The organism is Enterobacter pseudoroggenkampii (assembly GCF_026420145.1).
GTDB lineage: Bacteria > Pseudomonadota > Gammaproteobacteria > Enterobacterales > Enterobacteriaceae > Enterobacter > Enterobacter pseudoroggenkampii.
Window position 1 is genome coordinate 1,586,249 of sequence record NZ_JAPMLV010000001.1, and the last position, 25,653, is coordinate 1,611,901.

Annotated in this window: 25 protein-coding genes; 18 read left to right on the forward strand and 7 right to left on the reverse strand. The window is 58.4% G+C overall.

Translation table 11 applies throughout. The annotated features are described in order from the left end of the window. Positions 1 to 14: 14 nt before the first annotated feature. Genes OTG14_RS07730 through OTG14_RS07745 form a run of 4 tightly spaced genes read left to right on the forward strand, consistent with a single transcriptional unit; the run spans position 15 to position 3,835 of the window. Positions 15 to 1,037, forward strand: a complete 1,023-nt coding sequence (locus OTG14_RS07730) for an ABC transporter permease (RefSeq protein ID WP_267214858.1) — start codon at positions 15 to 17, stop codon at positions 1,035 to 1,037. Beyond that, a complete protein-coding gene (gene ddpC, locus OTG14_RS07735) occupies positions 1,034 to 1,927 on the forward strand; it encodes a D,D-dipeptide ABC transporter permease (protein ID WP_157189223.1) in 894 nt (297 codons plus the stop codon). Before OTG14_RS07730 ends, ddpC begins: the two co-directional genes overlap by 4 nt. Beyond that, complete coding sequence (locus OTG14_RS07740) at positions 1,927 to 2,913, forward strand: ABC transporter ATP-binding protein (RefSeq protein WP_248271981.1); 987 nt, start codon at positions 1,927 to 1,929, stop codon at positions 2,911 to 2,913. Before ddpC ends, OTG14_RS07740 begins: the two co-directional genes overlap by 1 nt. After that, positions 2,906 to 3,835, forward strand: a complete 930-nt coding sequence (locus OTG14_RS07745; protein ID WP_267214859.1) for an ABC transporter ATP-binding protein — start codon at positions 2,906 to 2,908, stop codon at positions 3,833 to 3,835. Before OTG14_RS07740 ends, OTG14_RS07745 begins: the two co-directional genes overlap by 8 nt. Here OTG14_RS07745 and OTG14_RS07750 read toward each other — a convergent pair. Continuing rightward, entirely contained in the window at positions 3,832 to 4,581 is a 750-nt protein-coding gene (locus OTG14_RS07750; protein WP_008501706.1) for an SDR family NAD(P)-dependent oxidoreductase, read from the reverse strand. The two genes, OTG14_RS07745 and OTG14_RS07750, sit on opposite strands and share 4 nt — an antisense overlap. Positions 4,582 to 4,696: 115 nt before the next feature. Between OTG14_RS07750 and OTG14_RS07755 the strand changes: the two genes are divergently transcribed. Next, positions 4,697 to 5,611: a LysR family transcriptional regulator gene (locus tag OTG14_RS07755; protein WP_248271978.1), complete on the forward strand. Its 915-nt coding sequence runs from the start codon at positions 4,697 to 4,699 to the stop codon at positions 5,609 to 5,611. A 13-nt stretch (positions 5,612 to 5,624) separates the two neighbouring features. On the opposite strand, the gene OTG14_RS07760 is transcribed toward OTG14_RS07755, so the two are convergent. Beyond that, positions 5,625 to 6,053: an OsmC family protein gene (locus OTG14_RS07760; RefSeq protein ID WP_023311893.1), complete on the reverse strand. Its 429-nt coding sequence runs from the start codon at positions 6,051 to 6,053 to the stop codon at positions 5,625 to 5,627. A 75-nt stretch (positions 6,054 to 6,128) separates the two neighbouring features. Further along, the gene (locus tag OTG14_RS07765; RefSeq protein WP_048992329.1) at positions 6,129 to 7,010 is read right to left on the reverse strand and encodes a LysR family transcriptional regulator; all 882 of its coding nucleotides are present in this window, start codon (positions 7,008 to 7,010) and stop codon (positions 6,129 to 6,131) included. 110 nt (positions 7,011 to 7,120) lie between these two features. Between OTG14_RS07765 and OTG14_RS07770 the strand changes: the two genes are divergently transcribed. The 12 genes from OTG14_RS07770 to OTG14_RS07825 all read left to right on the forward strand — a co-directional run bounded on the left by OTG14_RS07770 (position 7,121) and on the right by OTG14_RS07825 (position 21,093). Beyond that, positions 7,121 to 7,972: a Vmh family MBL fold metallo-hydrolase gene (locus OTG14_RS07770; RefSeq protein ID WP_267214860.1), complete on the forward strand. Its 852-nt coding sequence runs from the start codon at positions 7,121 to 7,123 to the stop codon at positions 7,970 to 7,972. A 234-nt stretch (positions 7,973 to 8,206) separates the two neighbouring features. Further along, positions 8,207 to 8,422 carry a biofilm-dependent modulation protein gene (gene bdm, locus OTG14_RS07775; protein WP_008501713.1) on the forward strand — a complete coding sequence of 72 codons (216 nt, stop codon included), beginning with the start codon at positions 8,207 to 8,209 and terminating at the stop codon, positions 8,420 to 8,422. A gap of 95 nt (positions 8,423 to 8,517) precedes the next feature. Beyond that, positions 8,518 to 8,655: a stationary-phase-induced ribosome-associated protein gene (gene sra / locus OTG14_RS07780; protein WP_008501714.1), complete on the forward strand. Its 138-nt coding sequence runs from the start codon at positions 8,518 to 8,520 to the stop codon at positions 8,653 to 8,655. A 176-nt stretch (positions 8,656 to 8,831) separates the two neighbouring features. Continuing rightward, entirely contained in the window at positions 8,832 to 10,529 is a 1,698-nt protein-coding gene (locus OTG14_RS07785; protein WP_024909550.1) for an NAD-dependent malic enzyme, read from the forward strand. 382 nt (positions 10,530 to 10,911) lie between these two features. Further along, positions 10,912 to 12,621 carry an ABC-F family ATP-binding cassette domain-containing protein gene (locus tag OTG14_RS07790; protein ID WP_267214861.1) on the forward strand — a complete coding sequence of 570 codons (1,710 nt, stop codon included), beginning with the start codon at positions 10,912 to 10,914 and terminating at the stop codon, positions 12,619 to 12,621. Positions 12,622 to 12,817: 196 nt separating this feature from the next. Beyond that, positions 12,818 to 13,828: an alcohol dehydrogenase AdhP gene (gene adhP / locus OTG14_RS07795; protein ID WP_032647362.1), complete on the forward strand. Its 1,011-nt coding sequence runs from the start codon at positions 12,818 to 12,820 to the stop codon at positions 13,826 to 13,828. Between the two features lie 150 nt (positions 13,829 to 13,978). Next, positions 13,979 to 15,598: a TIGR04028 family ABC transporter substrate-binding protein gene (locus OTG14_RS07800; protein WP_267214862.1), complete on the forward strand. Its 1,620-nt coding sequence runs from the start codon at positions 13,979 to 13,981 to the stop codon at positions 15,596 to 15,598. Between the two features lie 10 nt (positions 15,599 to 15,608). After that, complete coding sequence (locus tag OTG14_RS07805; RefSeq protein ID WP_024909556.1) at positions 15,609 to 16,553, forward strand: ABC transporter permease; 945 nt, start codon at positions 15,609 to 15,611, stop codon at positions 16,551 to 16,553. Next, positions 16,550 to 17,398 (forward strand): ABC transporter permease, encoded by an 849-nt coding sequence (locus OTG14_RS07810; RefSeq protein WP_267214863.1) that lies wholly within the window; start codon positions 16,550 to 16,552, stop codon positions 17,396 to 17,398. Before OTG14_RS07805 ends, OTG14_RS07810 begins: the two co-directional genes overlap by 4 nt. Continuing rightward, complete coding sequence (locus OTG14_RS07815; RefSeq protein WP_267214864.1) at positions 17,398 to 19,005, forward strand: dipeptide ABC transporter ATP-binding protein; 1,608 nt, start codon at positions 17,398 to 17,400, stop codon at positions 19,003 to 19,005. The genes OTG14_RS07810 and OTG14_RS07815 overlap by 1 nt, the downstream gene beginning before the upstream one ends. Beyond that, positions 19,002 to 19,991 (forward strand): putative FMN-dependent luciferase-like monooxygenase, encoded by a 990-nt coding sequence (locus OTG14_RS07820; RefSeq protein ID WP_267214865.1) that lies wholly within the window; start codon positions 19,002 to 19,004, stop codon positions 19,989 to 19,991. Before OTG14_RS07815 ends, OTG14_RS07820 begins: the two co-directional genes overlap by 4 nt. A gap of 10 nt (positions 19,992 to 20,001) precedes the next feature. After that, positions 20,002 to 21,093, forward strand: coding sequence for an alkylhydroperoxidase domain protein (locus tag OTG14_RS07825; protein ID WP_032647371.1), 1,092 nt, complete (start codon positions 20,002 to 20,004; stop codon positions 21,091 to 21,093). Between the two features lie 6 nt (positions 21,094 to 21,099). On the opposite strand, the gene araJ is transcribed toward OTG14_RS07825, so the two are convergent. Further along, positions 21,100 to 22,275 carry an MFS transporter AraJ gene (araJ, locus tag OTG14_RS07830; protein ID WP_267214866.1) on the reverse strand — a complete coding sequence of 392 codons (1,176 nt, stop codon included), beginning with the start codon at positions 22,273 to 22,275 and terminating at the stop codon, positions 21,100 to 21,102. A 120-nt stretch (positions 22,276 to 22,395) separates the two neighbouring features. After that, the gene (locus OTG14_RS07835) at positions 22,396 to 23,040 is read right to left on the reverse strand and encodes a Qnr family pentapeptide repeat protein (protein WP_267214867.1); all 645 of its coding nucleotides are present in this window, start codon (positions 23,038 to 23,040) and stop codon (positions 22,396 to 22,398) included. A 167-nt stretch (positions 23,041 to 23,207) separates the two neighbouring features. Between OTG14_RS07835 and ppk2 the strand changes: the two genes are divergently transcribed. Beyond that, the gene (ppk2, locus tag OTG14_RS07840; protein ID WP_032647376.1) at positions 23,208 to 24,050 is read left to right on the forward strand and encodes a polyphosphate kinase 2; all 843 of its coding nucleotides are present in this window, start codon (positions 23,208 to 23,210) and stop codon (positions 24,048 to 24,050) included. Positions 24,051 to 24,108: 58 nt separating this feature from the next. Here ppk2 and fdnI read toward each other — a convergent pair whose 3' ends face one another. Together fdnI and fdxH are read right to left on the reverse strand one after the other, a co-directional pair. After that, a complete protein-coding gene (gene fdnI / locus OTG14_RS07845; protein WP_136194917.1) occupies positions 24,109 to 24,765 on the reverse strand; it encodes a formate dehydrogenase-N subunit gamma in 657 nt (218 codons plus the stop codon). After that, a complete protein-coding gene (gene fdxH, locus OTG14_RS07850; RefSeq protein ID WP_267214868.1) occupies positions 24,758 to 25,642 on the reverse strand; it encodes a formate dehydrogenase subunit beta in 885 nt (294 codons plus the stop codon). The genes fdnI and fdxH overlap by 8 nt, the downstream gene beginning before the upstream one ends. Positions 25,643 to 25,653 lie beyond the last annotated feature (11 nt).

The following is a 25,653-nucleotide window of genomic DNA, read 5'->3' on the forward strand; positions in this document are numbered from 1 at the left end:
CCGGGGGAAAGTGTATGACGTTCTGGAGCATCGTGCGCCAGCGCTGCTGGGGGTTACTCCTGGTGGTGGCCGGTGTCTGTATTATCACTTTTATTATTTCACACCTGATCCCCGGCGATCCGGCCCGTCTGCTGGCCGGCGATCGCGCCAGCGACGAAATCGTGCAGAACATCCGCCAGCAGTTAGGGCTGGATCAGCCGCTGTATATACAGTTTGGCCGCTACGTGGACGCCCTGGCCCACGGTGATTTAGGCACCTCCATCCGTACCGGACGTCCGGTCGCTGAAGACCTGAAGGCCTTTTTCCCCGCCACGCTGGAGCTGGCCTTTTGTTCTCTGGTGCTGGCGCTGGTCATCGGCGTGCCGCTGGGGATTTTGTCGGCGGTTTACCGCAACCGCTGGCTGGATCATCTGGTGCGTTTAATGGCGATGACCGGGATCTCCACGCCGGCCTTCTGGCTCGGTCTGGGCGTCATTGTCCTGTTCTACGGGAATCTGCAGATCCTGCCGGGCGGCGGCAGGCTGGACGACTGGCTCGACCCGCCTGCCCACGTCACCGGCTTTTATCTGCTGGACGCACTGCTGGAAGGTAACGGAGAGGTCTTTTTCAATGCGCTGCAGCACCTGATTTTGCCCTCGCTGACGCTGGCGTTTGTTCACCTGGGCATCGTGGCGCGTCAGGTCCGTTCCGCGATGCTGGAGCAGCTTAGCGAGGACTATATCCGCACCGCGCGCGCCAGCGGCCTGCCCGGCTGGTATATCGTCCTGCGCTACGCCCTGCCGAATGCGATGATCCCATCGATTACCGTGCTCGGGCTGGCGCTGGGCGATCTGCTGTACGGCGCCGTGCTGACCGAAACCGTCTTTGCCTGGCCGGGCATGGGCGCCTGGGTGGTGACCTCCATTCAGGCGCTCGATTTCCCTGCCGTGATGGGCTTTGCCGTCGTTGTTTCGCTGGCCTACGTGCTGGTTAATCTGGTGGTCGATCTGCTTTACCTGTGGATTGACCCGCGAATCGGGCGCGGAGGTGCCGAATGATGTTAACGCAGGAAACGCCCGTCCCGGTTAAAACCGCCAGACAACGCATCAACTGGGCAAAGCTGTTCTGGATGCTGCGTCAAAGCCCGCTCACGATCGTTGGCGGCGTCATTATGATGGCGATGCTCTTTCTGATGGTGACCTCACCCTGGATAGTCCCGCATGACCCGAACGCGCTGGATCTGACCGCCCGCCTGCAGGCGCCTTCTGCGCAACACTGGTTTGGTACTGATGAGGTAGGTCGTGACCTGTTCAGCCGCGTGCTGACGGGCAGCCAGCAGTCGATTACCGCTGGGCTGGCGGTCGTGGTGATTGCGGGCGGCATTGGCTCGCTGCTGGGCTGTTTGTCCGGCGTACTGGGCGGGCGCGGCGACGCCATCATCATGCGGGTGATGGACATTATGCTCTCCATTCCCTCCCTGGTGCTGACCATGGCGCTGGCCGCAGCGCTCGGTCCGAGCCTGTTTAACGCCATGCTGGCGATTGCGATTGTCCGCATCCCGTTTTACGTCCGCCTGGCACGCGGCCAAACCCTGGTGGTGCGCCAGTTTACCTACGTGCAGGCCGCCCGCACCTTTGGCGCCTCCCGCTGGCATTTGATCCGCTGGCATATCCTGCGCAACGCCCTGCCGCCGCTGATTGTGCAGGCGTCTCTGGACATCGGCAGCGCCATCCTGATGGCCGCCACGCTGGGGTTTATTGGCCTGGGGGCGCAGCAGCCGACCGCCGAATGGGGCGCGATGGTGGCCGTCGGCCGTAACTACGTTCTGGACCAGTGGTGGTACTGCGCGTTTCCCGGTGCGGCGATTTTGATAACCGCCGTGGGCTTTAACCTGTTTGGCGACGGTATCCGCGATCTGCTGGATCCGAAATCGGGAGGGAAACAGTAATGACCGAACCGGTATTACGTATTGAAGACCTGCATCTGAGCTTCCCGATTTTTCGCGGCGAGGTCCACGCGCTGAACCACGTCTCGCTGGAGATCGGCAGGGGCGAAATTGTCGGCGTGGTGGGCGAGTCGGGATCGGGTAAGTCGGTGACCGCCATGCTCGCCATGCGGCTGCTGCCGGAGGGCAGCTACCGCATTCATCATGGTCAGGTTAAGTTACTCGGCGAAAACGTCCTGACGGCGTCCGAGAAGCAGCTTCGCCAGTGGCGCGGCGCAAAGGTCGCGATGATTTTTCAGGAGCCGATGACTGCCCTCAACCCGACGCGGCGAATTGGCAAACAGATGGTGGAGGTGATCCGCCAGCATCAGCCGCTTTCCCGGCATGAGGCACAGCAGAAGGCGATTACCCTGCTGGAAGAGATGCAAATCCCGGACGCGAAACAGGTCATGGCGCGCTATCCGTTTGAACTGTCCGGCGGGATGCGCCAGCGGGTGATGATCGCCCTTGCCTTCTCCTGCGAGCCGGAGCTGATTATCGCCGACGAACCGACCACCGCGCTGGACGTCACCGTCCAGCTGCAGGTGCTGCGCCTGCTGAAGCACAAGGCGCGGGCCAGCGGCACCTCGGTGCTGTTTATCAGCCACGATATGGCCGTGGTGTCCCAGCTCTGCGACAGAATGTACGTGATGTATGCGGGCAGCGTGATCGAGAGCGGTGCCACGCAAACGCTAATCCATCAGCCTGTTCATCCCTATTCCATCGGCCTGCTGCAGTGCGCGCCGGAAAACGGCCAGCCGCGCGCCCCGCTTCCCGCCATCCCCGGCACGGTCCCCAACCTCAGCGAGCTTCCGCAGGGATGCGCGTTCCGCGAACGCTGCTTTGCCGCCGGGGCGAAATGCAGCGAAACGCCGCGCCTGCAGCCCCATGGCGCAGAAGGCCAACAGGCTGCCTGCTGGTATCCACAACGGGAGAAACACCATGTCTGATGTACTGCTGGAACTGGATAGCGTGCACGTGAACTTTGCGGCGCGCAAAAACTGGCTGGGTCGCGTGACGGAACAGGTCCATGCGCTCAACGGGCTCGACCTTGAAATCCGTCGGGGAGAGACGCTTGGCATTGTCGGGGAGTCCGGCTGCGGGAAAAGCACGCTGGCCCAGCTGCTGATGGGCATGCTTAAGCCCAGCACCGGTGCCTGCCAGCGGACGCACCACGCGGGCGGCATGCAGATGGTGTTTCAGGATCCGCTCTCCTCGCTCGACCCGCGCCTGCCGGTCTGGCGCATCATCACCGAGCCGGTGTGGGTACAAAAGCGCAGCAGCGAGCGCGAGCGCCGTCAGCTGGCTGAAAACCTGGCGCTGCAGGTGGGCATTCGCCCGGAATATCTCGACCGACTCCCGCACGCCTTCTCCGGCGGGCAGCGCCAGCGCATTGCCATCGCCCGGGCGCTCTCGTCCGATCCGGATATCATCGTGCTCGATGAACCCACCAGCGCGCTGGATATCTCCGTGCAGGCGCAAATCCTCAACCTGCTGGTGACCCTGCAACAGAAGCGTAATCTGACCTACGTGTTGATCTCACATAACGTCTCGGTGGTCAGGCACATGAGCGACCGCATGGCGGTGATGTACCTTGGGCAGATTGTGGAGCTGGGTAGCGCCGCGCAGGTGCTTGGCGAGCCGCGCCATCCTTACACCCGTCTGCTGCTCGACTCTGTTCCCCGCACCGGTGAACCGCTGGATGAGACGCTGGCCTTACGCAAAACGGAGCTTCCCGGCAACCGCCGCCTGCCCGAAGGCTGTTTCTTCCGCGACCGTTGTCCGATGGCAACGCAGGGGTGTGAGCGTCCCCAGCCGTTACAGCCCTCTCACGAGGGCCGTGACGTCCGCTGCTGGCGCAGTGTGGGTTAAATTTGCGCCATCCCGCCGTCCACGAACAACTCCGTGGCGTTAATAAAGCTGGCCGCGTCGGAGGCCAGAAACGCCACCGCTTTACCCACCTCACCCGGCGCGCCTAAACGGCCGAGCGGCACCTGAGCGGCCAGCGCGTCGTACAGCCCCTGACGATGTTCTTCCGGCACCAGATCGCCGAGACCAGGGGTTTTGATCGGACCCGGGCTCACCACGTTGACGCGGATCCCACGGCCCTGCAAATCCAGCGCCCAGGAGCGGGCAAAGTTGCGCACGGCGGCCTTGCTGGCGCTGTAGACGCTAAAGTTTGCCGTCCCCTTAATGGACACCGTCGAGCCGGTCAGAATAATTGAGGATCCGGCGGAGAGCAGCGGCAGCGCCTTCTGTACCGTAAACAGCACCCCGCGGACGTTGGTGCCGAAAATCCGGTCAAACTGCTCTTCGGTTATCGCGCCCAGCGGCAGCATATCGCCGCCACCCGCATTGGCGAACAGAATATCGAGGCGGCCTTCTTCTTTGGCTATCCGGGCATAGACCTCGTCCAGGTCCGCCAGTTTTGACACGTCAGCGCGAATGCCCACTGCCGTTGAAGCGATTTCAGCCACCGCCGCGTCCAGCTCGGCCTGACGTCGTCCGGTGATGTACACCTTCGCGCCCTGGGCCGCCAGCTCCTGCGCCGTGGCAAGACCGATGCCGGTGCTGCCGCCGGTGACCAATGCGATTTTTCCTGAGAGAGTCGTGTTCATGTCATTTACCTTTTGTTGGGTTTGCGTTGGACAAACTTTAGCCCTTGCAGGATTAGTGAAAAACCGGCAAAAATGAAAATGACTATTCACATACAGAAATAATCAGGGGAGCCTAATGGACCAGCTCATGGCGATGCGCGCTTTTACCCGGGTGGTGGAAACCGGCAGCTTTACCCGCGCGGCGGACTCGCTGAACATGCCCATCGCCACCCTGAGCAAGCTGGTGAAATCGCTTGAGGCGCATCTGGAGATACGACTCCTGCACCGGACGACTCGTCGGGTGGTCGCGACGCCGGAAGGGATGGAATACTATGAAAAAGCGCTCAGGATCTTGATAGATATCGAAGATATCGACACCGCGTTTCGCGTTTCCCGCGCGACGCCCAAAGGGCATTTGCGGGTTGACGTGGGCGGCTCCACCGCCCGGGACGTTCTTATCCCTCGGCTTCCGGATTTTATGCAGCGTTATCCGGAAATCCGCATCGATCTTGGGGTAGCCGATCGTCCGGTGGATCTTATCAGCGGTAACGTAGACTGCGTCATCCGCGGCGGCCCGCTGAACGACTCGACCCTCATCGCCCGCCATATTGGCAACGCCGAAATGGTCACCTGCGCGACGCCGGGTTACCTGAAAAACCATGGCGTTCCGGCCTATCCGCAGGAGCTGTGCAACGGCCACAAGCTTATCAGCTACCTTTCGCCCGTCACCGGGCGGGCATTTCCGTTTCGCTTCAGAAAAAACGGCGAGGCGCTGGAAATCAATATTCCGCATTATCTCGGCGTAAACGAAAGTAATGCTCACCTGGCGGCGGCTGCGGCGGGGCTGGGCATTGTGCAGACATTTGAGTATTCGGCAAACGCGTATTTACAGGCGGGTACGCTGACGGCGATCCTGAGCGACTGGCGCCCTGCCGCCTATCCGTTTCATGTGGTTTACCCTCAGAACCGGCATCTGACGCACCGTCTTAAGGTGTTTATTGCGTGGCTGGCGGAGGTGTTTCCCGCCGCGCTGAAGGGTAGCCGGGCGTAAACCCGGCTGTGGCTTAGTTAAGTTTATAGTCCAGCGTAATCTCAGCCTTCAGGAGCTGCGATACCGGACAGCCCGCTTTGGCTTTCTGAATAATACCGTCGAACTGCTGCGGGGCGATGCCGGGAACGGTCACCTTGCTTTTCAGGGCAACCTTCGTAATAGCAAAGCCGCCGTCGGTCTTATCCAGTGAGACGTCCGCAGTGGTATCAATAGAGTCAGCGGTATAACCCGCTTCGCCGAGCATCAGCGACAGCGCCATCGAAAAACAGGCCGCATGTGCCGCGCCGATCAGCTCTTCCGGGTTGGTCCCCTTTTCACCCTCAAAGCGGGTGTTAAAGCCATAAGGCTGCTGATTGAGAACGCCGCTCTCGGTGGAAACCGTTCCTTTTCCGCGCTTAATGTCGCCAGACCAGTGTGCCGAACCGTGCTTATGAATAGTCATTCTTGCTCTCCTTTTGGCTTACAAAGGGTTAAGTATAGAAGGCTGTCCGGATTCTGCGGGCAAGACAGACGAGTTTTAGTCACTGAGTAAATGGTGCGCCAGCGCGTCAAGGAACACCCGCAGCGCGGCAGGCTGGTATTCACGGGACTGATAAATGCCATGGATGGCCAGCGGTTTCGGCTCCAGTGTCTCCAGTACCGGCACCAGTATTCCCTGCGCCAGCGCGGTTCGCGCCTCACGCTCCGGCAGCATAGCGATACCGCAGTGCTTAATCGCCGCATCCATCAGCAGCGAAGAGATGCTGGCGCTCAGGTTGCCGCTGACGGCCACGCTCAGGCTCTCGCCTTCCGGCGTCAGGAAGTGCCAGGACTGCCCGGCGAAAAAGCTGTAGTGCAGGCAGTTGTGCTGCGCTAATTCTTCGGGGCTGACGGGGGTACCGTGCTGCGCCAGATAGTCCGGCGAGGCGCAAAGCACCGAGCGACATTCCCCCAGCCGGCGGGCAATCATGCCGGGTTCAGGGTTATCCGTAATGCGCACGGCGACGTCGATGCGCTCTCCCACCAGGCTGACCGGGTGGTTATTCACGTCCAGCTCAATGCGCAACTGTGGGTAGCGCGAGAGCAGACCGGGCAGTACCGGCGCAATCAGGTGCATCGCGGTAAAGTGCGCGCAGGCCACCCGCAGCGTGCCGGACGGGAGATCTTTCTCCGACTGGCCTTCAATTTCCTGCGAAATCTGCGAGAGCGTCCGCGTTTTTTGCAGCACCTTTTCCCCTGCCGCGGTCAGCGTCAGCTTGCGCGTGGAGCGGTTTACCAGCCGCGTTCCCGCCCACTTTTCCATTTGTTCAAGGTAGCGGCTCACCATCGGTCGGGAAATGCCCAGCGCGCGGGCCGCCGCGCTCAAGCTTCCCAGCTCGCATATCCGGTTGTAGACCTGAGCGGCGATAACGCGATCCATATAAGCTCCATTTGCTCGATTTATGAAACTAAGCATGTCCTGTTTCAGGAATTCTGGCAAATGCGAATATCCGTACAATAGAGACATTCCTGAACAACAGAGACAACAGCATGAAATTCACTCACCTTGCCCTGCTTTCCACCCTTATCACGCCGGCTGTTTTTGCCGCGCCGTTGAGCATTGATACCTATAACCCGCAGGAGAAAGGCATTTTCGCGGTCTCCTCCACGCTGGTTTCCGGCCCGAAAGAGGCTGTGCTGTTTGACGCGCAGTTCAGCGTGAAGGATGGCGAAGCGCTGGTAGAGAAAATTCGTCAAAGCGGTAAGACCCTGAACAAGATTGTGATCACCTCCGGCGATCCGGATTTCTATTTTGGCCTGCAGCCGCTGGTCAAAGCCTTCCCGAACGCCAAAGTGGTGGCCACGCAGCACGTGGTTGACCACATCAAGGCCACCAAAGACGCCAAGCTCGCCTTCTGGGGTCCGCAGATGAAAGACGGCGCGCCAACGGAGCTGGTCGTCCCGCAGGTGCTCGCCTCCACCACGTTTATGGTGGACGGGGAAAAGATCGATATCGAAGAGCCTGACAGCTACGCGGCCTATGTGTGGATCCCGTCAGCGAAAACCATCCTCGGCGGCACCGGGGTAGCCTGGGGGATCCACGTCTGGACGGCTGACACCCAGACGGCGGCAAGCCGTAAGCAGTGGCAGGAAACGCTGGTAAATATGGCGGCGCACAAACCCGAGCGCGTGATCCCGGGTCACTATCTGGGTACCCCGCCAGCCGGCGCGGGTGCGATTGATTTTACCCGTGACTATCTGCAGCGCTTTGAAAAGGCCTTATCCGTTCATAAAGATTCTGCAGGCGTCATCAGCACCCTGAAAAAACAGTATCCGAACCTGGCTGAAGAGAGCTCGCTGGAATTAAGCGCCAAGGTGAATACCGGCGAAATGAAGTGGTAATGTAAACTCTGCTCCTGCTATATTTTCGTGATAGCAGGAGCACCGTTATAATATCCTCTCAACGCCACTTCAATTTACCCCCCCACATTTCAAAAGCACACAAAAGCATACACTTATGTCATTTTTATTTCTAAGATGAATCTGAGCCACAACCGGGAAAATATTTGCCATTCTGTTTATGAATTAAATTTTTTGCGAGCCGTACCATTAAACAGACAACGACACGGAGGCAGCATGTTTACTTATTACCCGGCTAATACCGCAGCAGCACAACCTGAACTCGTTAACGCGATTGCGCAGGGTCTTCACGCCGAGCACGGTGCTGTGACTGAAGATGACATTTTGATGGAACTGACCAGGTGGGTGGAATCCACAGATAATGACATCCTCAGTGACATCTACCAGCAGACCATTAACTACGTAGTCAGCGGGCAAAACGCACCCTTGTAAAAACCTGCTAAGCTGGATCAGCAACCTAAGGGGTTACATTTCGTTTGCGTAAGCAAACTGGTCCTTAAAACTATCAACAGGATTGAGGAGTTAACATGAAATCGAACCGTCAGGCACGCCATATTCTGGGACTGAACTACAAGCTTTCTAATCAGCGTAAAGTGGTGATTGAAGGCGACCATGAAACGCAGGTCACTCACGCCACCGGCAGAAAACGCCACGCGGGCAAGTAAGTTCCAGACTGAGATCCAGAACACCATCGGTAATCCCGATGGTGTTTTTGTTTATGTGTTGCGGTAATTAATATTTAGCTCCTTTATAATACCGCCTGACCGCCTCCCAGCGCACAGGCCAGAAAGATGACAAACAGCAGTGTCAGGGACGGATCTTCATAAAAAGAGTGAGTGACATGGACAACAAACTGAAAAAACATCGTTCCTTATACATCCCATACGCCGGACCGGTTTTACTCGAATTCCCCCTGCTCAACAAAGGCAGCGCCTTCAGCATGGAAGAGCGCAGCAGCTTTAACCTGCTTGGCCTGCTGCCGGAAGTGGTTGAGACCATTGAAGAACAGGCGGAGCGCGCGTGGATCCAGTATCAGGGTTTCAAAACCGAAATCGACAAACACATCTACCTGCGTAACATTCAGGACACCAATGAAACCCTCTTCTATCGCCTGGTGCAGAACCATCTCGAAGAGATGATGCCGGTGATCTACACCCCGACGGTGGGTGCGGCCTGTGAGCGTTTCTCAGAGATCTACCGTCGTTCACGCGGGGTATTCATCTCTTATCAGAACCGTCACAACATGGACGATATTCTGCAGAACGTGCCGAACCACAATATCAAAGTGATTGTGGTAACCGACGGCGAACGTATTCTCGGCCTTGGCGACCAGGGCATTGGCGGGATGGGGATCCCAATCGGTAAGCTCTCTCTCTACACCGCCTGCGGCGGCATCAGCCCGGCGTATACCCTGCCAGTGGTGCTGGACGTTGGCACCAACAACCAGCAGTTGCTCAACGATCCGCTCTATATGGGCTGGCGCCACCCGCGCATCACCGACGATGAGTACTATCAGTTTGTCGACGATTTCATTCAGGCCGTGAAGCACCGCTGGCCGGACGTTCTGCTGCAGTTTGAAGACTTCGCGCAGAAAAACGCGATGCCGCTGCTGAACCGCTATCGCGATGAGATCTGCTCCTTTAACGATGACATCCAGGGCACCGCATCCGTGACCGTGGGTACGCTTATCGCCGCCAGCCGCGCAGCCGGCAGCCAACTGAGCTACCAGAAAATCGTCTTCCTGGGCGCAGGCTCTGCGGGCTGCGGTATTGCCGAGCAGATTATCGCCCAGACGCAGCGTGAAGGGTTAAGCGAAGAGCTGGCCCGCTCCCGCGTCTTTATGGTTGACCGTTTCGGCCTGCTGACCGACGGTATGCCAAACCTGCTGCCGTTCCAGACCAAGCTGGTGCAGAAACGCGAAAACCTGAAAAACTGGGATACCGACAACGAAGTCCTTTCCCTGCTGGACGTGGTGCGCAACGTGAAGCCGGATATTCTGATCGGCGTTTCCGGGCAAACCGGTCTCTTTACCGAAGAGATCATTCGCGAGATGCACAAGCACTGTGAGCGCCCTATCGTGATGCCGCTGTCTAACCCGACTTCCCGCGTGGAAGCGACGCCGCAGGACATCATCGCGTGGACCGAAGGTAACGCGCTGGTCGCGACCGGCAGCCCGTTCGATCCGGTGGTGTGGAAGGATAAAACCTATCCGATTGCCCAGTGCAACAACTCGTACATCTTCCCGGGTATTGGTCTGGGGGTGATCGCCTCCGGCGCGTCTCGCATTACCGACGAAATGCTGATGTCGGCGAGCGAAACCCTTGCGGGTTACTCTCCGCTGGTCAATGACGGTGAAGGGCTGGTGCTGCCGGAGCTGAAGGACATTCACAAGGTGTCGCGCGCCATCGCGTTTGCGGTAGGTAAAATGGCGCAGCAGCAGGGCGTGGCGGTGAAAACCTCTGCCGACGCGCTGCAGCAGGCCATCGACGACAACTTCTGGAAGCCTGAATACCGCAGCTATCGCCGTACGTCGATTTAATCCGCTCTGCCCGGTGGCGCTTCGCTTACCGGGCCTACGGGCTGGCTGTTTTCCCTCTCCCTGTGGGAGAGGGTCAGGGTGAGGGCAACAAACCGCACCATCGAATACCCACTAGCCAAACCCCTTTTCCCCCGCTACACTCCCTTTATCCATTAACCCACTGAATATATAAGGAGGCCAATTATGCTGTACTGTGAAATTTTCAATGTTTCACATACATTTGGTGATCGCACCAGCTCAAGCGTTATCGGTATCGTGCTGCGATAACTTCTGCTTGAGCGAAGACACCAACCCCTGAAATCCCTTCTCTCGGGCTTACTGAGTTATCGTCAGCGATGTTTGACGAGGCATAAACATGCCTGTAACTCTTGGGTAAGCAACAATGAGCACTTTACTCACTGCACAATCTTTACGCGTTGATACGGCGTTTGGCACGCTCTTCGACTCACTCTCCTTTACGCTGAAAAAAGGCGACCGCATTGGCCTGCTGGGCGACAACGGCTGCGGCAAAAGTACGCTGCTGAAGGTGCTGGACGGCACGGACTCCCCTGCCGCCGGAACGGTAGCACTGGCCGGACACTGCCTGATGGCGCGCGTGGAGCAACATCTCCCGGACGCTATTTTTCCGCTGACCATGCTGGATGCCGTCCTGGCCCAGTTGCCCTCAACTGAACGGGAGAGTCTGCGCTGGAAAGCCGAAACGCTGCTGGCGAGCATGGGCTTCACGCCGCAGGATATGATGCTGCAATCCGCCACGCTGAGCGGCGGACAGCACACCCGCCTGCTGCTGGCGCGGGCGCTGATTCACGAGCCGGATCTGCTCCTGCTGGATGAACCCAGCAACCACCTGGACCTGCCGACCATGCTCTGGTTGGAACACTTCCTACAGAACTGGTCGGGCAGCTTTGTGCTGGTCTCGCATGACAGACAGCTGCTGGATGCCGTCACCAACGGCAGTTGGATCCTGCGCGATAAAACGCTGCACTACTTCGCCCTTCCCTGCACGGCCGCCCGCAAGGCGCTTGAAGCAAAGGATGAAAGCGATGCCCAGCGCCACAAGGCCGAGCAAAAGGAGATCGATCGCGTGACCGCCAGCGCGAAGCGGCTGGCGACCTGGGGCAAGGTTTACGACAACGAAGACCTGGCCCGCAAAGCCAAACAGATGGAAAAACAGGTCGAACGGCTGAAGGAGAGCCAGACGGCGCTCACGGCAGGCAGCCAGTGGACGTTAACCCTGCGCGGCGACGCGCTGCGGGCTGACCGTCTGCTGGAGATGGAAAACCTCAGCGTCCCGCCTGCGCCCGGGCTACCGCCGCTGTTTAACATCGACATGGCGCGGCTGAAAAGCGGCGATCGCGTAGCGATTGTCGGGCGTAACGGCTGCGGCAAATCGTCGCTGATGAGGCTTATCTGGCAACAATTTGCTGATGAGTCCGCAGACAGCGGGTTGAAAATCCATCCGCGCGTGTCGCCAGGCTATTACGACCAGACGCTTCATCAGCTGCCGGATGACGCCACGCTGCTCGACGCGCTGGAACCTTTCGCGCCGGATCCGCAGAACCGCAAAATGGCACTGATAAGCGCGGGTTTCCCGTGGGCGCGCCACGGACAAACGGTCAGCACGCTCAGCGGTGGTGAACGCTCGCGCCTGCTGTTCGTAGGCCTGACGCTCGCCCGCTATAGCCTGCTGATGCTGGATGAGCCGACCAACCACCTCGACATGGAAGGCAAAGAGGCGCTGGCGCAAACCCTTCAGCAGTTTGAAGGCGGCGTGCTGCTGGTCAGCCACGATCGTCAGCTAATTAGCCAAAGCTGCAACCGTTTCTGGCTGATTGAAGGGGGAAAGCTGAGCGAGTGGCACGATGCAGAAGCGGTGTTTGAGCGTCTGCGTGAAAGCGCGGGGCTTATGACATCCGCTGCGCCCGCTGTCGCCGCGACGATTCAATCCTCGCCGTATGACGATCTGCTGGAGCGGTTGATCGCGCTGGAAACGCTGCTGGAAGACGATCTGGCGCGTAAGCCGAAGCATCAAAAGCCGCAGTTACAGGCGCAATGGCGTAAAGAGATAGAGGAGATAGAAGCACAGCTGTAAGTCTGCGCCCGGCGATCATCTCGCCGGGCCAGAATTTTCCCCCTTAATTATTAGAGGAACGCCGTATTCTTAATCTGAAATCGAATCAAATGATGACATTATGTTGCCGCAGCCTTGCATTACCAGGCTAATGTATTAATCCTTAAGAGGTACTACACCTGCTATGCAGATTCTTATCATGAACAAGGAGATACACATGAAGGCTGCTGTTGTCACTCAGGATCACCAGGTCAACGTTACCGAAAAAACCTTACGCCCGCTAAAGCACGGGGAAGCCCTGCTGAAGATGGAGTGCTGTGGCGTATGCCATACCGACCTCCACGTGAAGAACGGTGATTTCGGCGATAAAACCGGGGTTATCCTGGGCCATGAAGGGATTGGTATCGTAAAAGAAGTCGGCCCTGGCGTGAAGTCGCTGAAAGTCGGCGACCGCGCAAGCGTGGCCTGGTTCTTTGAAGGCTGTGGCCACTGCGAATACTGTAATACCGGCAACGAAACCCTGTGCCGTGACGTGAAAAACGCCGGTTACTCCGTTGACGGCGGGATGGCGGAAGAGTGCATCGTCACCGCAGATTACGCGGTAAAAGTACCGGACGGTCTGGATTCGGCGGCGGCCAGCAGCATCACCTGCGCTGGCGTCACCACCTATAAAGCAGTGAAGGTGTCGGGTATTAAACCGGGCCAGTGGATTGCGATTTACGGTCTGGGCGGGCTGGGCAACCTCGCGCTGCAGTACGCCAAAAACGTCTTTAACGCCAAAGTCATCGCCCTTGACGTTAACGACGAACAGCTGAAGCTGGCGGCCAGCATGGGTGCGGATCTCACCATCAACTCCCGCAGCGAAGATGCCGCTAAAATTGTGCAGGAGAAAACCGGCGGCGCGCATGCCGCAGTTGTCACTGCCGTCGCAAAAGCCGCCTTCAACTCAGCCGTTGATGCCGTGCGTGCCGGTGGCCGCGTGGTCGCCGTTGGCCTGCCGCCGGAAGCGATGAGCCTCGACATTCCGCGCCTGGTGCTGGACGGCATTCAGGTAGTGGGTTCGCTGGTTGGCACCCGTCAGGATCTGCAGGAAGCCTTCCAGTTCGCCGCTGAAGGCAAGGTCGTGCCGAAAGTCACGATGCGCCCGATCGAGGACATCAACGCCATCTTTAAAGAGATGGAACAGGGCCAGATCCGCGGCCGTATGGTGATTGACCTGCGTTCATAATCACCCACCGTTCAATTACCGCTCCTGACAGGGGCGGTTTTTTTATAGCCATTTTCCGGCAATCCTTATCTTAATTCCTTTGTTCCCTTGTTTTCCCCCGCGCCCGATGATGAATCCGACGCTAACAAGAAGATAACAAAGGAATTCACCATGCAAACCCCATTTCGTCTGCAGCTGCTGACGGCGCTCATTCTGACGACAACCGCAGCCTGGTCCGCGGATGCGCCCGTCAAAGGCGGCACGCTGATTTATCTGGAGCAGCAGGCGCACACCAACCTCTATCCGCCTGCCGGTGGCTTTTACCCGAACGGCGGCATCCTGAACCAAATCACCGACAAACTGACGTGGCAGAACCCAAAGACGCTGCAGGTGGAACCCTGGGTGGCCGAAAGCTGGACCACCAACGCCGATAAAACCGAATACACCTTTAAAATTCGCCCCGGCATCACCTTCTCCGACGGCACGCCGCTGGACGCCAACGCCGTAGCGAAAAACTTTGATACCTACGGCTTAGGTAACAAGGCGCAGCGACTGCCGGTGTCAGAAGTGATCAATAACTACGATCGTAGCGAAGTCATCGACCCGCTGACCGTGAAGTTCTACTTCAAAAAACCGTCGCCTGGGTTCCTGCAGGGCACCGCCACAATCGGGTCGGGCCTGGTCTCGCTCAGCACGCTGAAGCGCAACTTTGAAGAGCTGGGTGATGCCCGGCATATCATTGGCTCCGGCCCGTTTGTAGTGAAGGACGAGAAGCTGGGTCGCGAAGTGACGCTGGAAGCGCGTAAGGACTACCAGTGGGGACCGAAAAACCTGGCGCAGCAGGGGCCAGCCAATCTTGACGGCATCAAGTTTATCGTGACCCAGGAGGACAGCGTGCGCGTCGGCGCCCTCCTGGCCGGTCAGGCAGATTTTATTCGTCAGGTGCAGGCGTATGACGAAAAGCAGGCGACAGATCAGGGCTATAAAATCTACGCCGCCCCGACGCGCGGGGTGAATGACAGCATCAGCTTCCGCCCGGATAACCCGCTGGTCTCTGATATTCGCGTACGCCAGGCGCTGCTGCATGCCACCAATGCAAAACAGGTGGTCGAGACCCTCTTCTCGGCCAACTATCCGCAGGCGAAGTCGGTGATTGCCGATTCCGCCGCAGGCTTTGTCGATCTCAGCGATAAATTGACCTTTGACCCGGCAAAAGCCAACCAGCTGCTGGACGAGGCGGGCTGGAAAGCGGGTGGCGACGGGATCCGCGCCAAAGACGGCCAACGTCTGGCATTGACGGTGTATGAATCCCTGCCGCAGCCGCAAAATAAAGAGGTGCTGCAGCTGGTTGCCCAGCAGTGGCGACAGGTGGGCGTGGCGCTGAGCGTTAAAGCCGGTGACGCAGGCAGCCGCACGCTGGATAACCTTGATCCGCTGAAAACCCCGTTAACCGTCTCCGAAGTAGGCCGCGCCGATCCGGACGTGGTGAAAAGCATGTTCTACCCCGCTAACCGCGACGCGCTGCTGCAAAAAGGCGGCTCCAGCGACAAGGTCAAAAGCTTCCGTGACGACAAGCTGAATGAACTGCTGGTGAACATTTCTGCTGAAGTCGATCCGAAAAAACGCCTGCAGCTGACCGGCGATGCCCAGCGCTACCTGCTGGATAACGCCTACGTCATTCCAATTTTCGAAGAGCCGCAGGTCTTTGCTGGTGCGCCGTGGCTGAAAGGCGTCAATTTTGAAGCGGTCGGCCGCCCGTCGTTCTACGGCGCGTGGATTGAGAAACACTGAGGAGCTGACGATGCGCCACGCACTTCTTCAACGCTTTGGGCACGGGCTGCTGGTACTGTGGGCCGCCTTTACCCTTTCGTTCGTGTTGCTCCAGGTGCTGCCGGGCGACGCGGTGCTGATTAAATTTCAGAACCCGGACCTGGGCTTGAGCCCGGCGCAAATCGAGGAGATGCGCGTGGCCTATGGCGCGGACAGCCCGCTGTGGCAGCAATACGGCCATACGCTGCTGGCGATGCTGCGCGGGGATTTCGGCTATTCGTTACAGGCCGGGGTGCCGGTCAGCGAGCTGATTGCCAGCAATCTGCCGGATACCCTGAGCCTCGCCCTGCCCGCGTTTGTACTCGCAGTCCTGCTGGCATTTGCGCTGGCCTTTGCGTCGCGCCTGCCGGGTCTGCGCTGGCTGAGTAATACCCTGCAGTCGCTGCCGGTCCTGTTTATCTCTTTACCGACGTTCTGGCTGGGGATTGCCCTCATCCAGCTCTTTTCTTTCCAGCTGCGGCTGATTCCGGTGATTAACCCGACGCCGCTGCAGGGGCTGATCCTGCCGATTGTGACCGTCGCGATCCCGATTTCCGCCCCGCTGGCACAAATTCTGATGCGCAGCCTGGACCAGGTGGCGACGCAGCCGTTTGTCGCCGTGGCCCGGGCAAAAGGGCTGAGTGAAACCGCCGTCCTGTGGCGTCACGTTACCGGCAACGCCCTGCTGCCGGTCCTGAATATTGCCGGATTGCTGCTGGGCGAGCTGATTGCCGGGGCGCTGATCACGGAAACCGTTTTTGGCCGCAGCGGGCTCGGACAGCTGACCCAGCAGGCGGTAAATAACCAGGATATCGCCGTGCTTCAGGCGGTCGTGATGATTTCCGCCCTCGGTTTTGTCCTGATCAATCTGCTGGTGGATCTGCTGATGCCGCTGCTGGATCCCCGCCTGCAAACCGTTACCGGAGGTGCATCATGAGTCTGGTCGATTACGCTGCCGCCGCGCGAAAACGCGTTCCGGCGTGGCAGGGGATGGAATGGCAGCCGGGACTGTGGCTGGCATGGGGGGTGATTATTCTCGCCGTTTTTGCCGCCGTGGCGCCCGGCCTGTTAACCCACTACAGCCCGATTGAGGGCATCGCTGGCGCACAGCGCCTGGCGCCTCAGGCGGAACACTGGCTCGGCACCGATCAGCTTGGCCGCGATGTTTACACCCGTATTATTTATGGTGCGTCCCACTCCCTTAGCGCGGCGCTCGCCGCTGTCACGATGGGGCTGGTGGTGGGCACCGGTCTGGGGGTGATCGCCGGGGCATTCGCCGGACGCGTCGAGTCTCTGCTGATGCGTTTCGTCGACGTGCTGTTGTCCATCCCGTCTCTGCTGCTCTCGCTGACGGTCATTATTCTGCTCGGGTTTGGCACCGTTAACGCCGCGATTGCCGTGGGCGTTGCCTCCATTGCCAGCTTCGCCCGCCTCGCGCGCGGTGAAGTGGTACGCATCCGCCATACGGATTATGTCGAGGCGGCGTTTGGCAGCGGCGGGACGTTTTTCGCCGTGCTGTGGCGACACATCCTGCCCAACGCGTTAACCGCCGTCCTCGCCTTTGCCACGCTGCAGTTTGGTCAGGCCATCCTGGCGCTCTCCACGCTGAGTTTTCTCGGTTACGGCACCCCGCCGCCCGTGCCGGAATGGGGCTTATTGATTGCCGAAGGCCGTAACTATCTCTCAACCGCCTGGTGGTTAACCACCTTCCCCGGCGTCGTCGTCATCGCCGTGGTGCTGGCCACCAACCGTATCAGCCAACAGTTCAGCGGAGGTCGCTAATGACCGTTCTCTCAGTGGAAAATTTGACGATCAGCTACCGCACCGCACGCCAGTGGAGAGAGGTGGTGCATAACGTCAGCTTCACGCTCGGGCGAGGGGAAATGCTGGCGTTTGTCGGTGAATCCGGATCCGGTAAAACGACCACGGCACAGGCGATCATTGGTCTGCTGGCCGATAACGCCCGCCGTGATGCAGGAAAAATCGTGCTCAACGGCGAGGAGATTAGCCGGTGGTCCGCTAAGCGTCTCGATACCCTTCGCGGGGCGCGAATTAGCCTGGTTCCGCAGGATCCGGGTAATTCACTCAACCCGGTGAAGACCATTGGCGCGCAGGTCGGAGAGATTATTCAGCTACACCAGAAAGTGACCCGCGCCGAGCGCGACGAGCAGGTGCTCGCCCTGCTGACAAAGGTCGGCCTGAGCCACCCCGAACAGCGCATGACGCAGTATCCCCATCAGCTCTCCGGTGGGATGAAACAGCGCGTGCTGATTGCCATCGCCATTGCCCTGCGCCCGGACGTGATCGTTGCTGATGAGCCCACCAGCGCGCTGGACGTGACGGTGCAAAAACGCATTCTCGATCTGCTGGATATCCTGCGGCGGGAATCGGGCACTGCCGTTCTGTTTGTCACCCACGATCTGGCCCTGGCCGCCCAGCGCGCGGACAGGCTGCTGGTTTTTCGCGATGGCGAAATTCAGGAGCAAGGCAGCACCGTCGATATTGTCCGTACGCCGCAGCACGCCTACACCCGTCAGTTGCTGAGCGATCTCCAGGGCCAGCGCCTGACCATTGCCCCGGTATCAGGTCTTCCGCTCGCGTCACCGGCCATTCGCGCTCGCGCCATCAGAAAACAATTCTCGCTGGGCAAAGGTCATCAGCTTCAGGCGCTGGATCGGGTGACGTTTGACGTCAGGCGCGGCAGCACGCATGCGCTGGTCGGTGAATCCGGCTCCGGGAAGACCACCCTCGCCCGTATTTTGCTGGGTTTTGAACAGGCGGACAGCGGACAGGTCATTATTGATGATATTGATGCCACCACGCTCAGCCGCGAGGCCCGTCGTCAGCTGCGCCAGAAGATCCAGTTTGTCTACCAGAACCCGTTTGCCTCTCTCGACCCGCGTCAGACGCTGTTTGACATCATCGAAGAGCCCCTGAAGAACTTTTCTCGCCTCGGTAAGGCGGAGCGAAAGGTTCGGGTGGAAACCGTGGCGCAGCGGGTTGCCCTGCCCGTCGAACTCCTGGGCCGCACCGCCCGGGAACTTTCAGGCGGACAGCGTCAGCGCGTGGCCATCGCCCGGGCGCTGATCCTGGAGCCGACCATTCTGGTGCTGGACGAAGCCACCTCCGCGCTGGACGTCACCGTGCAGGCGCAGATTCTGGCTCTGCTTCAGCAGCTGCAGCAGCAGCTGGGATTGACCTACCTCTTTATCACGCACGATCTGTCTACCGTCCGCCGGATCGCCCACAGCGTCACGGTGCTGCGCAGCGGTCAGGTAGTCGAACACGGCGACGTCGGAACCTTATTTGCATCGCCGCAGAACGATTATACCCGCGAGCTGATTGACGCCATTCCCCATTTTTCACCCGCTACGGAGGAGTTCGCATGACGCGAAAACGCCTGGGATTTTTCACCCGCCTGCTTGACGACGCTACGCCGAAGGAGCGCTATCGTCTGGCAACTGAACAGATCCGCCACGCCGAACGCCACGGTTTTGACAGCGCCTGGATTGCGCAGCACCACTTTCACGAAAGTGAAGGTGGACTGCCGTCACCGCTACTGTTTCTGGCACACGTAGCCTCACATACCGAAACCATCCGCCTGGGTACGGCTATCATTACCCTGCCGATGGAAAACCCGCTGCGCGTCGCAGAAGATGCCGCCGTGCTGGATTTACTCGCCAATGGCCGTCTTGAAGTCGGTTTTGGTTCAGGCGGCACACCGACCTCATTTCTGCCGTTCGGCCTGACGTTTGAGGAGCGCGGCGCGGCCTTTGCCGACCATTTGCATGTTATTCAAAGCGCCTGGCGCGGGGATTCGCTCACCCATCCGGATAACCACCTTTACCCGCCAGCGCCACAGCTTGCTGACCGGATTTGGATTGCCACCTTTTCGGTCGACGGTGCCGTTCGCGCCGCGCGGGCCGGACACGGTTTAATGCTCTCCCGCACGCAGCCGCGCCCGGCAGACCAGTTGGATTTAACGCTCGACGCGATCCAGAACCCTATTGTGGATGCCTACCTTGAGGCGCTGCCCGCGGGCAGCGCACCGCGCATTCTGGCTTCCCGTACGGCATTCGTCGCCGACAGCGACGACTATGCGCTCAAGGTCGCCACACCGGGTCTGACGAAACAAGCCCAGCAGCATCGCGCTGCCGGGCATGCGGTTAAAGGTGACACCGTCACCGATTTTCATCGCCAGTTCGACGCCCATATCGGTTCGCCCGAGACGGTGCTGCGTTCGCTGCAGGCCGATTCCGTTCTCCGGCGCGCCACGGACATCTCATTCCAGGTCCATTCGGTCGAGCCCACCCATCGCGACACGCTGCGCTCCATCGAACTGATCGCAGAACACATTGCCCCCCATATACGTTGAGGAGATACCTATGTCATTAAGTCACGACATTCTCGCCGAGCTGGCGGAAATTAAACCCGGTTCCCCTCTGGCAGAGGCGCGCGCCACACGGGACGCCGCCACGCGCCACGCACAGGGCAGCTACGAAATCTTATTTACCCAGCAGGATAGCGATTTTGCGCTGGACGAGCGCTTCGCCGTCGCGGCAAAAGTCGCCAGGTGGCACAACGCGGAGGCGCTGGCCGCGCACTATGCGGGGTTTGGCCTGGCCGACCCGACCTCTGAACGCCTGACCCCGGCGCTCAATTTCGCGCGGCTGCTGACCTTCTCCCCCGTCGAAGCCACGCCGGCATCGTTAAGGGCGCTGACCCAGGCGGGATGGAGCAAGGAAGGCATCGTGACCCTGGCGCAGCTTATCGCGTTTGTCAGCTTCCAGAGCCGACTGATTGCCGGGCTGCGGCTGCTGAACGACAGGCCTGTCGCCAAAAGCGATGCGCCGGTGGCGGCAGGCATCTGGCACACGACCGCCACCACGGCCACCGGAAAGGCGGCTCCCGTCGCGTTTACCCAGCAGGAGCTGGGATGGGAGCCATGGATAGCAGCAAAACCGCTGGCGGATTTTCGTGACGATGAGGTTGCCATCCTTGCAAAATTTGGCCATACCGATTCCGACTATTTCCGCCTGCTGGGGCGCAACCTGCCGGTGCTTGAACAGCGCACGCTAACGGATAAAGGGATTTTTTATACGCCGGGGGGATTGCCGCGCGCCGAGCGCGAGCTGGCGGCAACGGTCGCCAGTAAAATTAACGGCTGCATTTACTGCGCATCTGTCCATGCGCGGAAAGCCAGCCAGCTGTCAAAGGATGACCCGGCGGTAGAGGCCCTGCTGGCCGTGCGTCCGGGACAATCCCTGAGCGAGGGGCAATCTGCGCGCTGGCAGGCGGAAATCGATTTTGCAGCGGCGCTGTCGGTTACCCCGCCTGCCGCCACGCCGCTGCACCTTGCCGCGCTGGAAAAAGAGGGGCTGGACACCTTAGCCCAGCTTGATCTGGTGCAGTCCGCCGCGTTCTTCGCCTGGGCCAACCGCCTGATGCTGACCCTGGGTGAGCCCTGGCTTGCCTGAATTCAATCAGGCTAGCGCACGCGCGTTAGCCTGAGCCCGTCTGGCCCGCAGGTAACCGTAGATCAACAGCGCGCTCATGGCAGAGAACGAGAGTATCGCCGCAGGCAGCGTGACGTAGCGCCAGCTAAAGCCGAGGGTAATCATCATCCCGCCAAAGTACGCCCCGATCGCGCTACCGAGATTAAACGCCATCTGCCCCCCAGCCGCCCCCAGCATTTCGCCACCCTTCGCATTTTGCAGAAGCAGGATCTGCAGCGGCGCAGAGAGCGCGAACAGCCCGGCACAGCAGATAAAGCCCATGATCAGCGAGGCCGTTTTGAGTTCACCACAGGCGAAAAGCAGCAGCAGCGAGGCGACAATCACCATGTCGGTGGTCGCCGCAATGCGCAGCGGGCTAAAACGCCCCGAGAGTTTGCCGCTCAACAGGTTGCCCAGCACCATGCCAAGCCCCATCAGCATCATGATGATCGTCATCACGCCTTCGGTGAAGCCTGAAACGTTGACCATAAACGGTTTAACGAAGCTGAACCACGCGAACACCCCGGCGTTGCCAAACATGGTGGCGGCAAAAATCAGCCAGGGTTCTGGTTTTTTCAGAAAGTGGAACTGCTCGGTCAATTTGATTTCCGATGTGTCGTGGATGTCCGGCACCCAGAGCAGAACCGAGAGGATCACCAGCGCGTCGAACACCGCAATCAGGAAAAAGGTATAACGCCAGCTGAACTGGTGCCCCAGCCAAGTACCCAGAGGGACGCCTACCAGGTTGGCCACGGTCATCCCGGCGATCATTCCCGCCACTGCGACCGTCACCTTCCCCGGCGGCGCAATTTTAGAGAGGATAATCGCCCCGACGCCGAAAATCGCGCCGTGCGGAAAACCGGAAATTAAGCGTCCCGTCGCCAGCCAGAAATATGATGATGAAAAGGTAAACAGGGTGTTCCCCACCGCGCACAGGGCAACCAGAAACAGCAGCGTCGTTTTTAACGAGAACTTGCCTGAGAACAGCGCCATAATCGGGGCGCCAATCACCACGCCGAAGGCATAAAACGAGATCATATTCCCGGCGGAGGGAATCGAAATACCGGTGTCATGCGCCAGCTCGGTTAACACGCCCATAATGCCAAATTCGGCCATGCCCAGGCCAAATGTGCCAAGCGCCAACGAAAATATTGTCTTTTTCATACCTCAACCACGGGTTAATCACTCGCAGCGGGCATTATTGAATAATCTTGTATGGTGAGCCAGTTCAAACTGGCAGACTGACACGTTAATCCATTTATACAGCGTAGACTGTGAATATTGTCAGCCGATAATCGCGATGCCAAGGCGTTCCATAATTTGCGACACCTGATAACTGTCCAGCTTAACGCCCTGTAGATCAGTGCCACGCACGTCCAGTTCACCCAGTTCTGAATTGGTTAAATCGCAGTGTGTGAAATTTGCTGCACGCCAGTCAAATGAAGAAAACTCGCCACCTGACATATCCGAACCACTGAAAGTTGCCCCCAGGATCTGCGCGCCGTTCCAGCGGTTTTCCCACAACTCGCATTTTTCCAGAACCACCTTCGAAAAATTGGCATAGCTCAGGTTGCTTTTTGTTATATAAGCACTGCAAAACCAGGTACGCGTGGTGATCATGTTCATAAAACTGGCACCGCGAAAATCAGCCCCTTGCGCCCTGCATTCACGGATTTCGATGCCTAAGGCATTCGAATGCCTGAAATCTGCCATCGATAAATCGCAGCTTTTGAAGATCGCGTCCTTAAGTTGCGCCCGGCTAAAATTTCCGCCGATCTGGCGTTCACGATCGTAAAACTGACAACCGATAAATGCTGTGCCGGTCAAATCTGTGCCAGAGAAATCGCAATGACGAAAAACAGCATTTTCAATCTTTTCACCGGTAAAACGGTTACGTCCAATTTTTTCGCCTTCAACAATCAATGTCATAACAATCCTGTTTATTTATACAGTTATTTTTAATCATTTTAACCAGCGATTCGCGAAAGAGAAAGTCTTGACTGCGAAAAAAGTCCGCTGAGATTTCCACTCAGCATTACACTTCAAAGTGTTAGTTCCTTCTAAGCACATCACACGTTCCGGAGATGAGGATTATCATGGGAAACGCAAAACAGAATAAAACCAAAGCAGTGACCGTGACCAAAGCGAGTGTAGATAGCGTGGTTAAACCCGTGCTGAAGACCAAAGAGTACGAAAAAGAACTTCGTCGCCTGCACGTTGAACTGGTTAAGCTCCAGCAGTGGGTCGTCGCCAAAGGACTCAAAGTGTGTATTGTTTTTGAAGGACGCGACGGTGCCGGTAAAGGCGGCACCATCAAAGCGATCACCGAGCGCGTCAGCCCTCGCGTGTTTCGCGTTGTTGCGCTCCCTGCCCCAACTGAAAAAGAAAAAAGCCAGCTCTACTTCCAGCGCTATGTGCCGCACCTGCCTTCAGCAGGCGAGATCGTGATATTCGATCGCAGCTGGTATAACCGCGCGGGTGTTGAACGGGTAATGGGATTCTGCACTGAGGAACAGGTGGAGAAATTTTTGGATGGCGCACCGGTGATGGAAAAAGCGATGGTCGATGCCGGAATTATCCTGCTGAAGTACTGGCTGGAGGTGACGCCTAAAGAGCAGGAGCGTCGCCTGCGCGACCGTATTAACGATGGTCGTAAGATCTGGAAGCTATCGCCGATGGATATTAAATCCTTTAACCTGTGGGACGAGTATACCCTCGCGCGCGACGCCATGTTTGAAGCCACCGATACCGCATGGGCGCCGTGGTTTGTGGCACGTTCAGAAGATAAAAAACGCGTGCGACTGAATATTATTTCGCACCTGCTTTCGCAGATCCCGTATAAAGAAATACACGTAGACAAGGTGGATTTACCGAAACGCAAAATCGGCAAAGTCAAACCCACAAAATACCCGTTCCGGTATGTGGAGGAGCGGTTTTGATTTGAAGAGTAGGCCCGCGCAAGCGCAGCGCCGCCGGGCAGAGCCGACGGCGCAGGGTTTACTTCAATCCTTCCGTACTTTCCTGTTTCGCTTCAAGACGCTCCACATCGCGATACCAGCGCGGGTGGTGTTTCTGCGCCCAGCGGCGGCTCACCTTCCCTTCAATCATCCCTTTAATCGAGCCTTTCACCCAGAACGCCATATACATATGGATCAGGATGGCATGAATCAGGATGATGGCCGACGTGGCGTGGATAAGCAGCGCGTAGCGGATCACCTGAATCGGGAAATAGTGCGCAAAATACGGACGCCAGATAATCACCCCGGTCACCAGCAGCACAAAAATCATGCTCATGATGGTCCAGAACATCATCTTCTGGCCGGCGTTGTATTTCCCCACCTTCGCCACTTTATGCTCGTTACCTTTCAGGACTTCAACAATCCCTTTCACCCACGGGATATCCTGCTTGTCCGGGATGTTGTGATGAACAAAACGCACGAACATAAACATCAGCACCACAAAGATCAGCACGCCGAAGAATGGGTGCAGAATGCGCCCCATTTGCGGCGTACCGAAGGTTTCGGTCAGCCACTGCAGCGTCGGGAAGAAGAACGAAATCCCCGACACCGCCACCAGGAAGAAGCAGATCACCACCGTCCAGTGACAGGCGCGATCGACAAACTTCGTGCGCACTATCATTTTCGACTTACTCATGATGCGCCTCCTCGTCGTCATCCACCTCTTTGTTTGGCCCAATACCGATGTAGTGATATATCAGCCCCGCAAAGGTCGCGATAAAGCCCGCCGCCGAGAGCGGTTTAAGCGCCCCTTTCCACAGGTTAATGGAGGTGTCGATCGCCGGATCCTTCGGCAGATTGTGGTACAGCTCCGGCTGATCGCTATGGTGCAGCACGTACATCACGTGCGTACCGCCCACGCCCTGCGGGTTGTAAATGCCCGCTTTGTCGTAGCCCCGTGCTTTGAGCTTATCGACGCGCTGCTGCGCTACGTCCAGCATCTCTTTTTTGGTGCCGAAGTGGATCGCCCCGGTGGGACATGTCTTCACGCACGCAGGCTCCTGCCCGACGCTGACGCGGTCCACGCACAGGGTGCATTTGTATACCCGGTTATCCTCTTTATTGAGGCGCGGGATATTGAACGGACAGCCCACGATGCAGTACCCACAGCCGATGCAGTTGTCCTGCTGGAAGTCGACGATCCCGTTGGCGTACTGAATAATCGCGCCCGCTGAAGGGCACGCCTTCAGGCAGCCCGGATCTTCACAGTGCATGCAGCCGTCCTTGCGGATCAGCCACTCCAGCCTGCCGTTCTGGTCGGTTTCGCTAAAACGCATCACCGTCCAGGATTTGGCGCTCAGATCCGCCGGATTGTCGTAGACACCCACGCAGTGCCCCACCTCGTCGCGAATGTCGTTCCACTCTGAGCAGGCCACCTGGCAGGCCTTGCAGCCCACGCAGGAGGAGACGTCGATAAGCTTGGCGACTTCTGCCTTGTAGTCCCGCGCGCGAGGCGCGGGCGTTATCGGGTTAGTCGCGGAGCGTTTGATAATGTCTTGTGTTTCCATCGCCATTGAATCGCTCC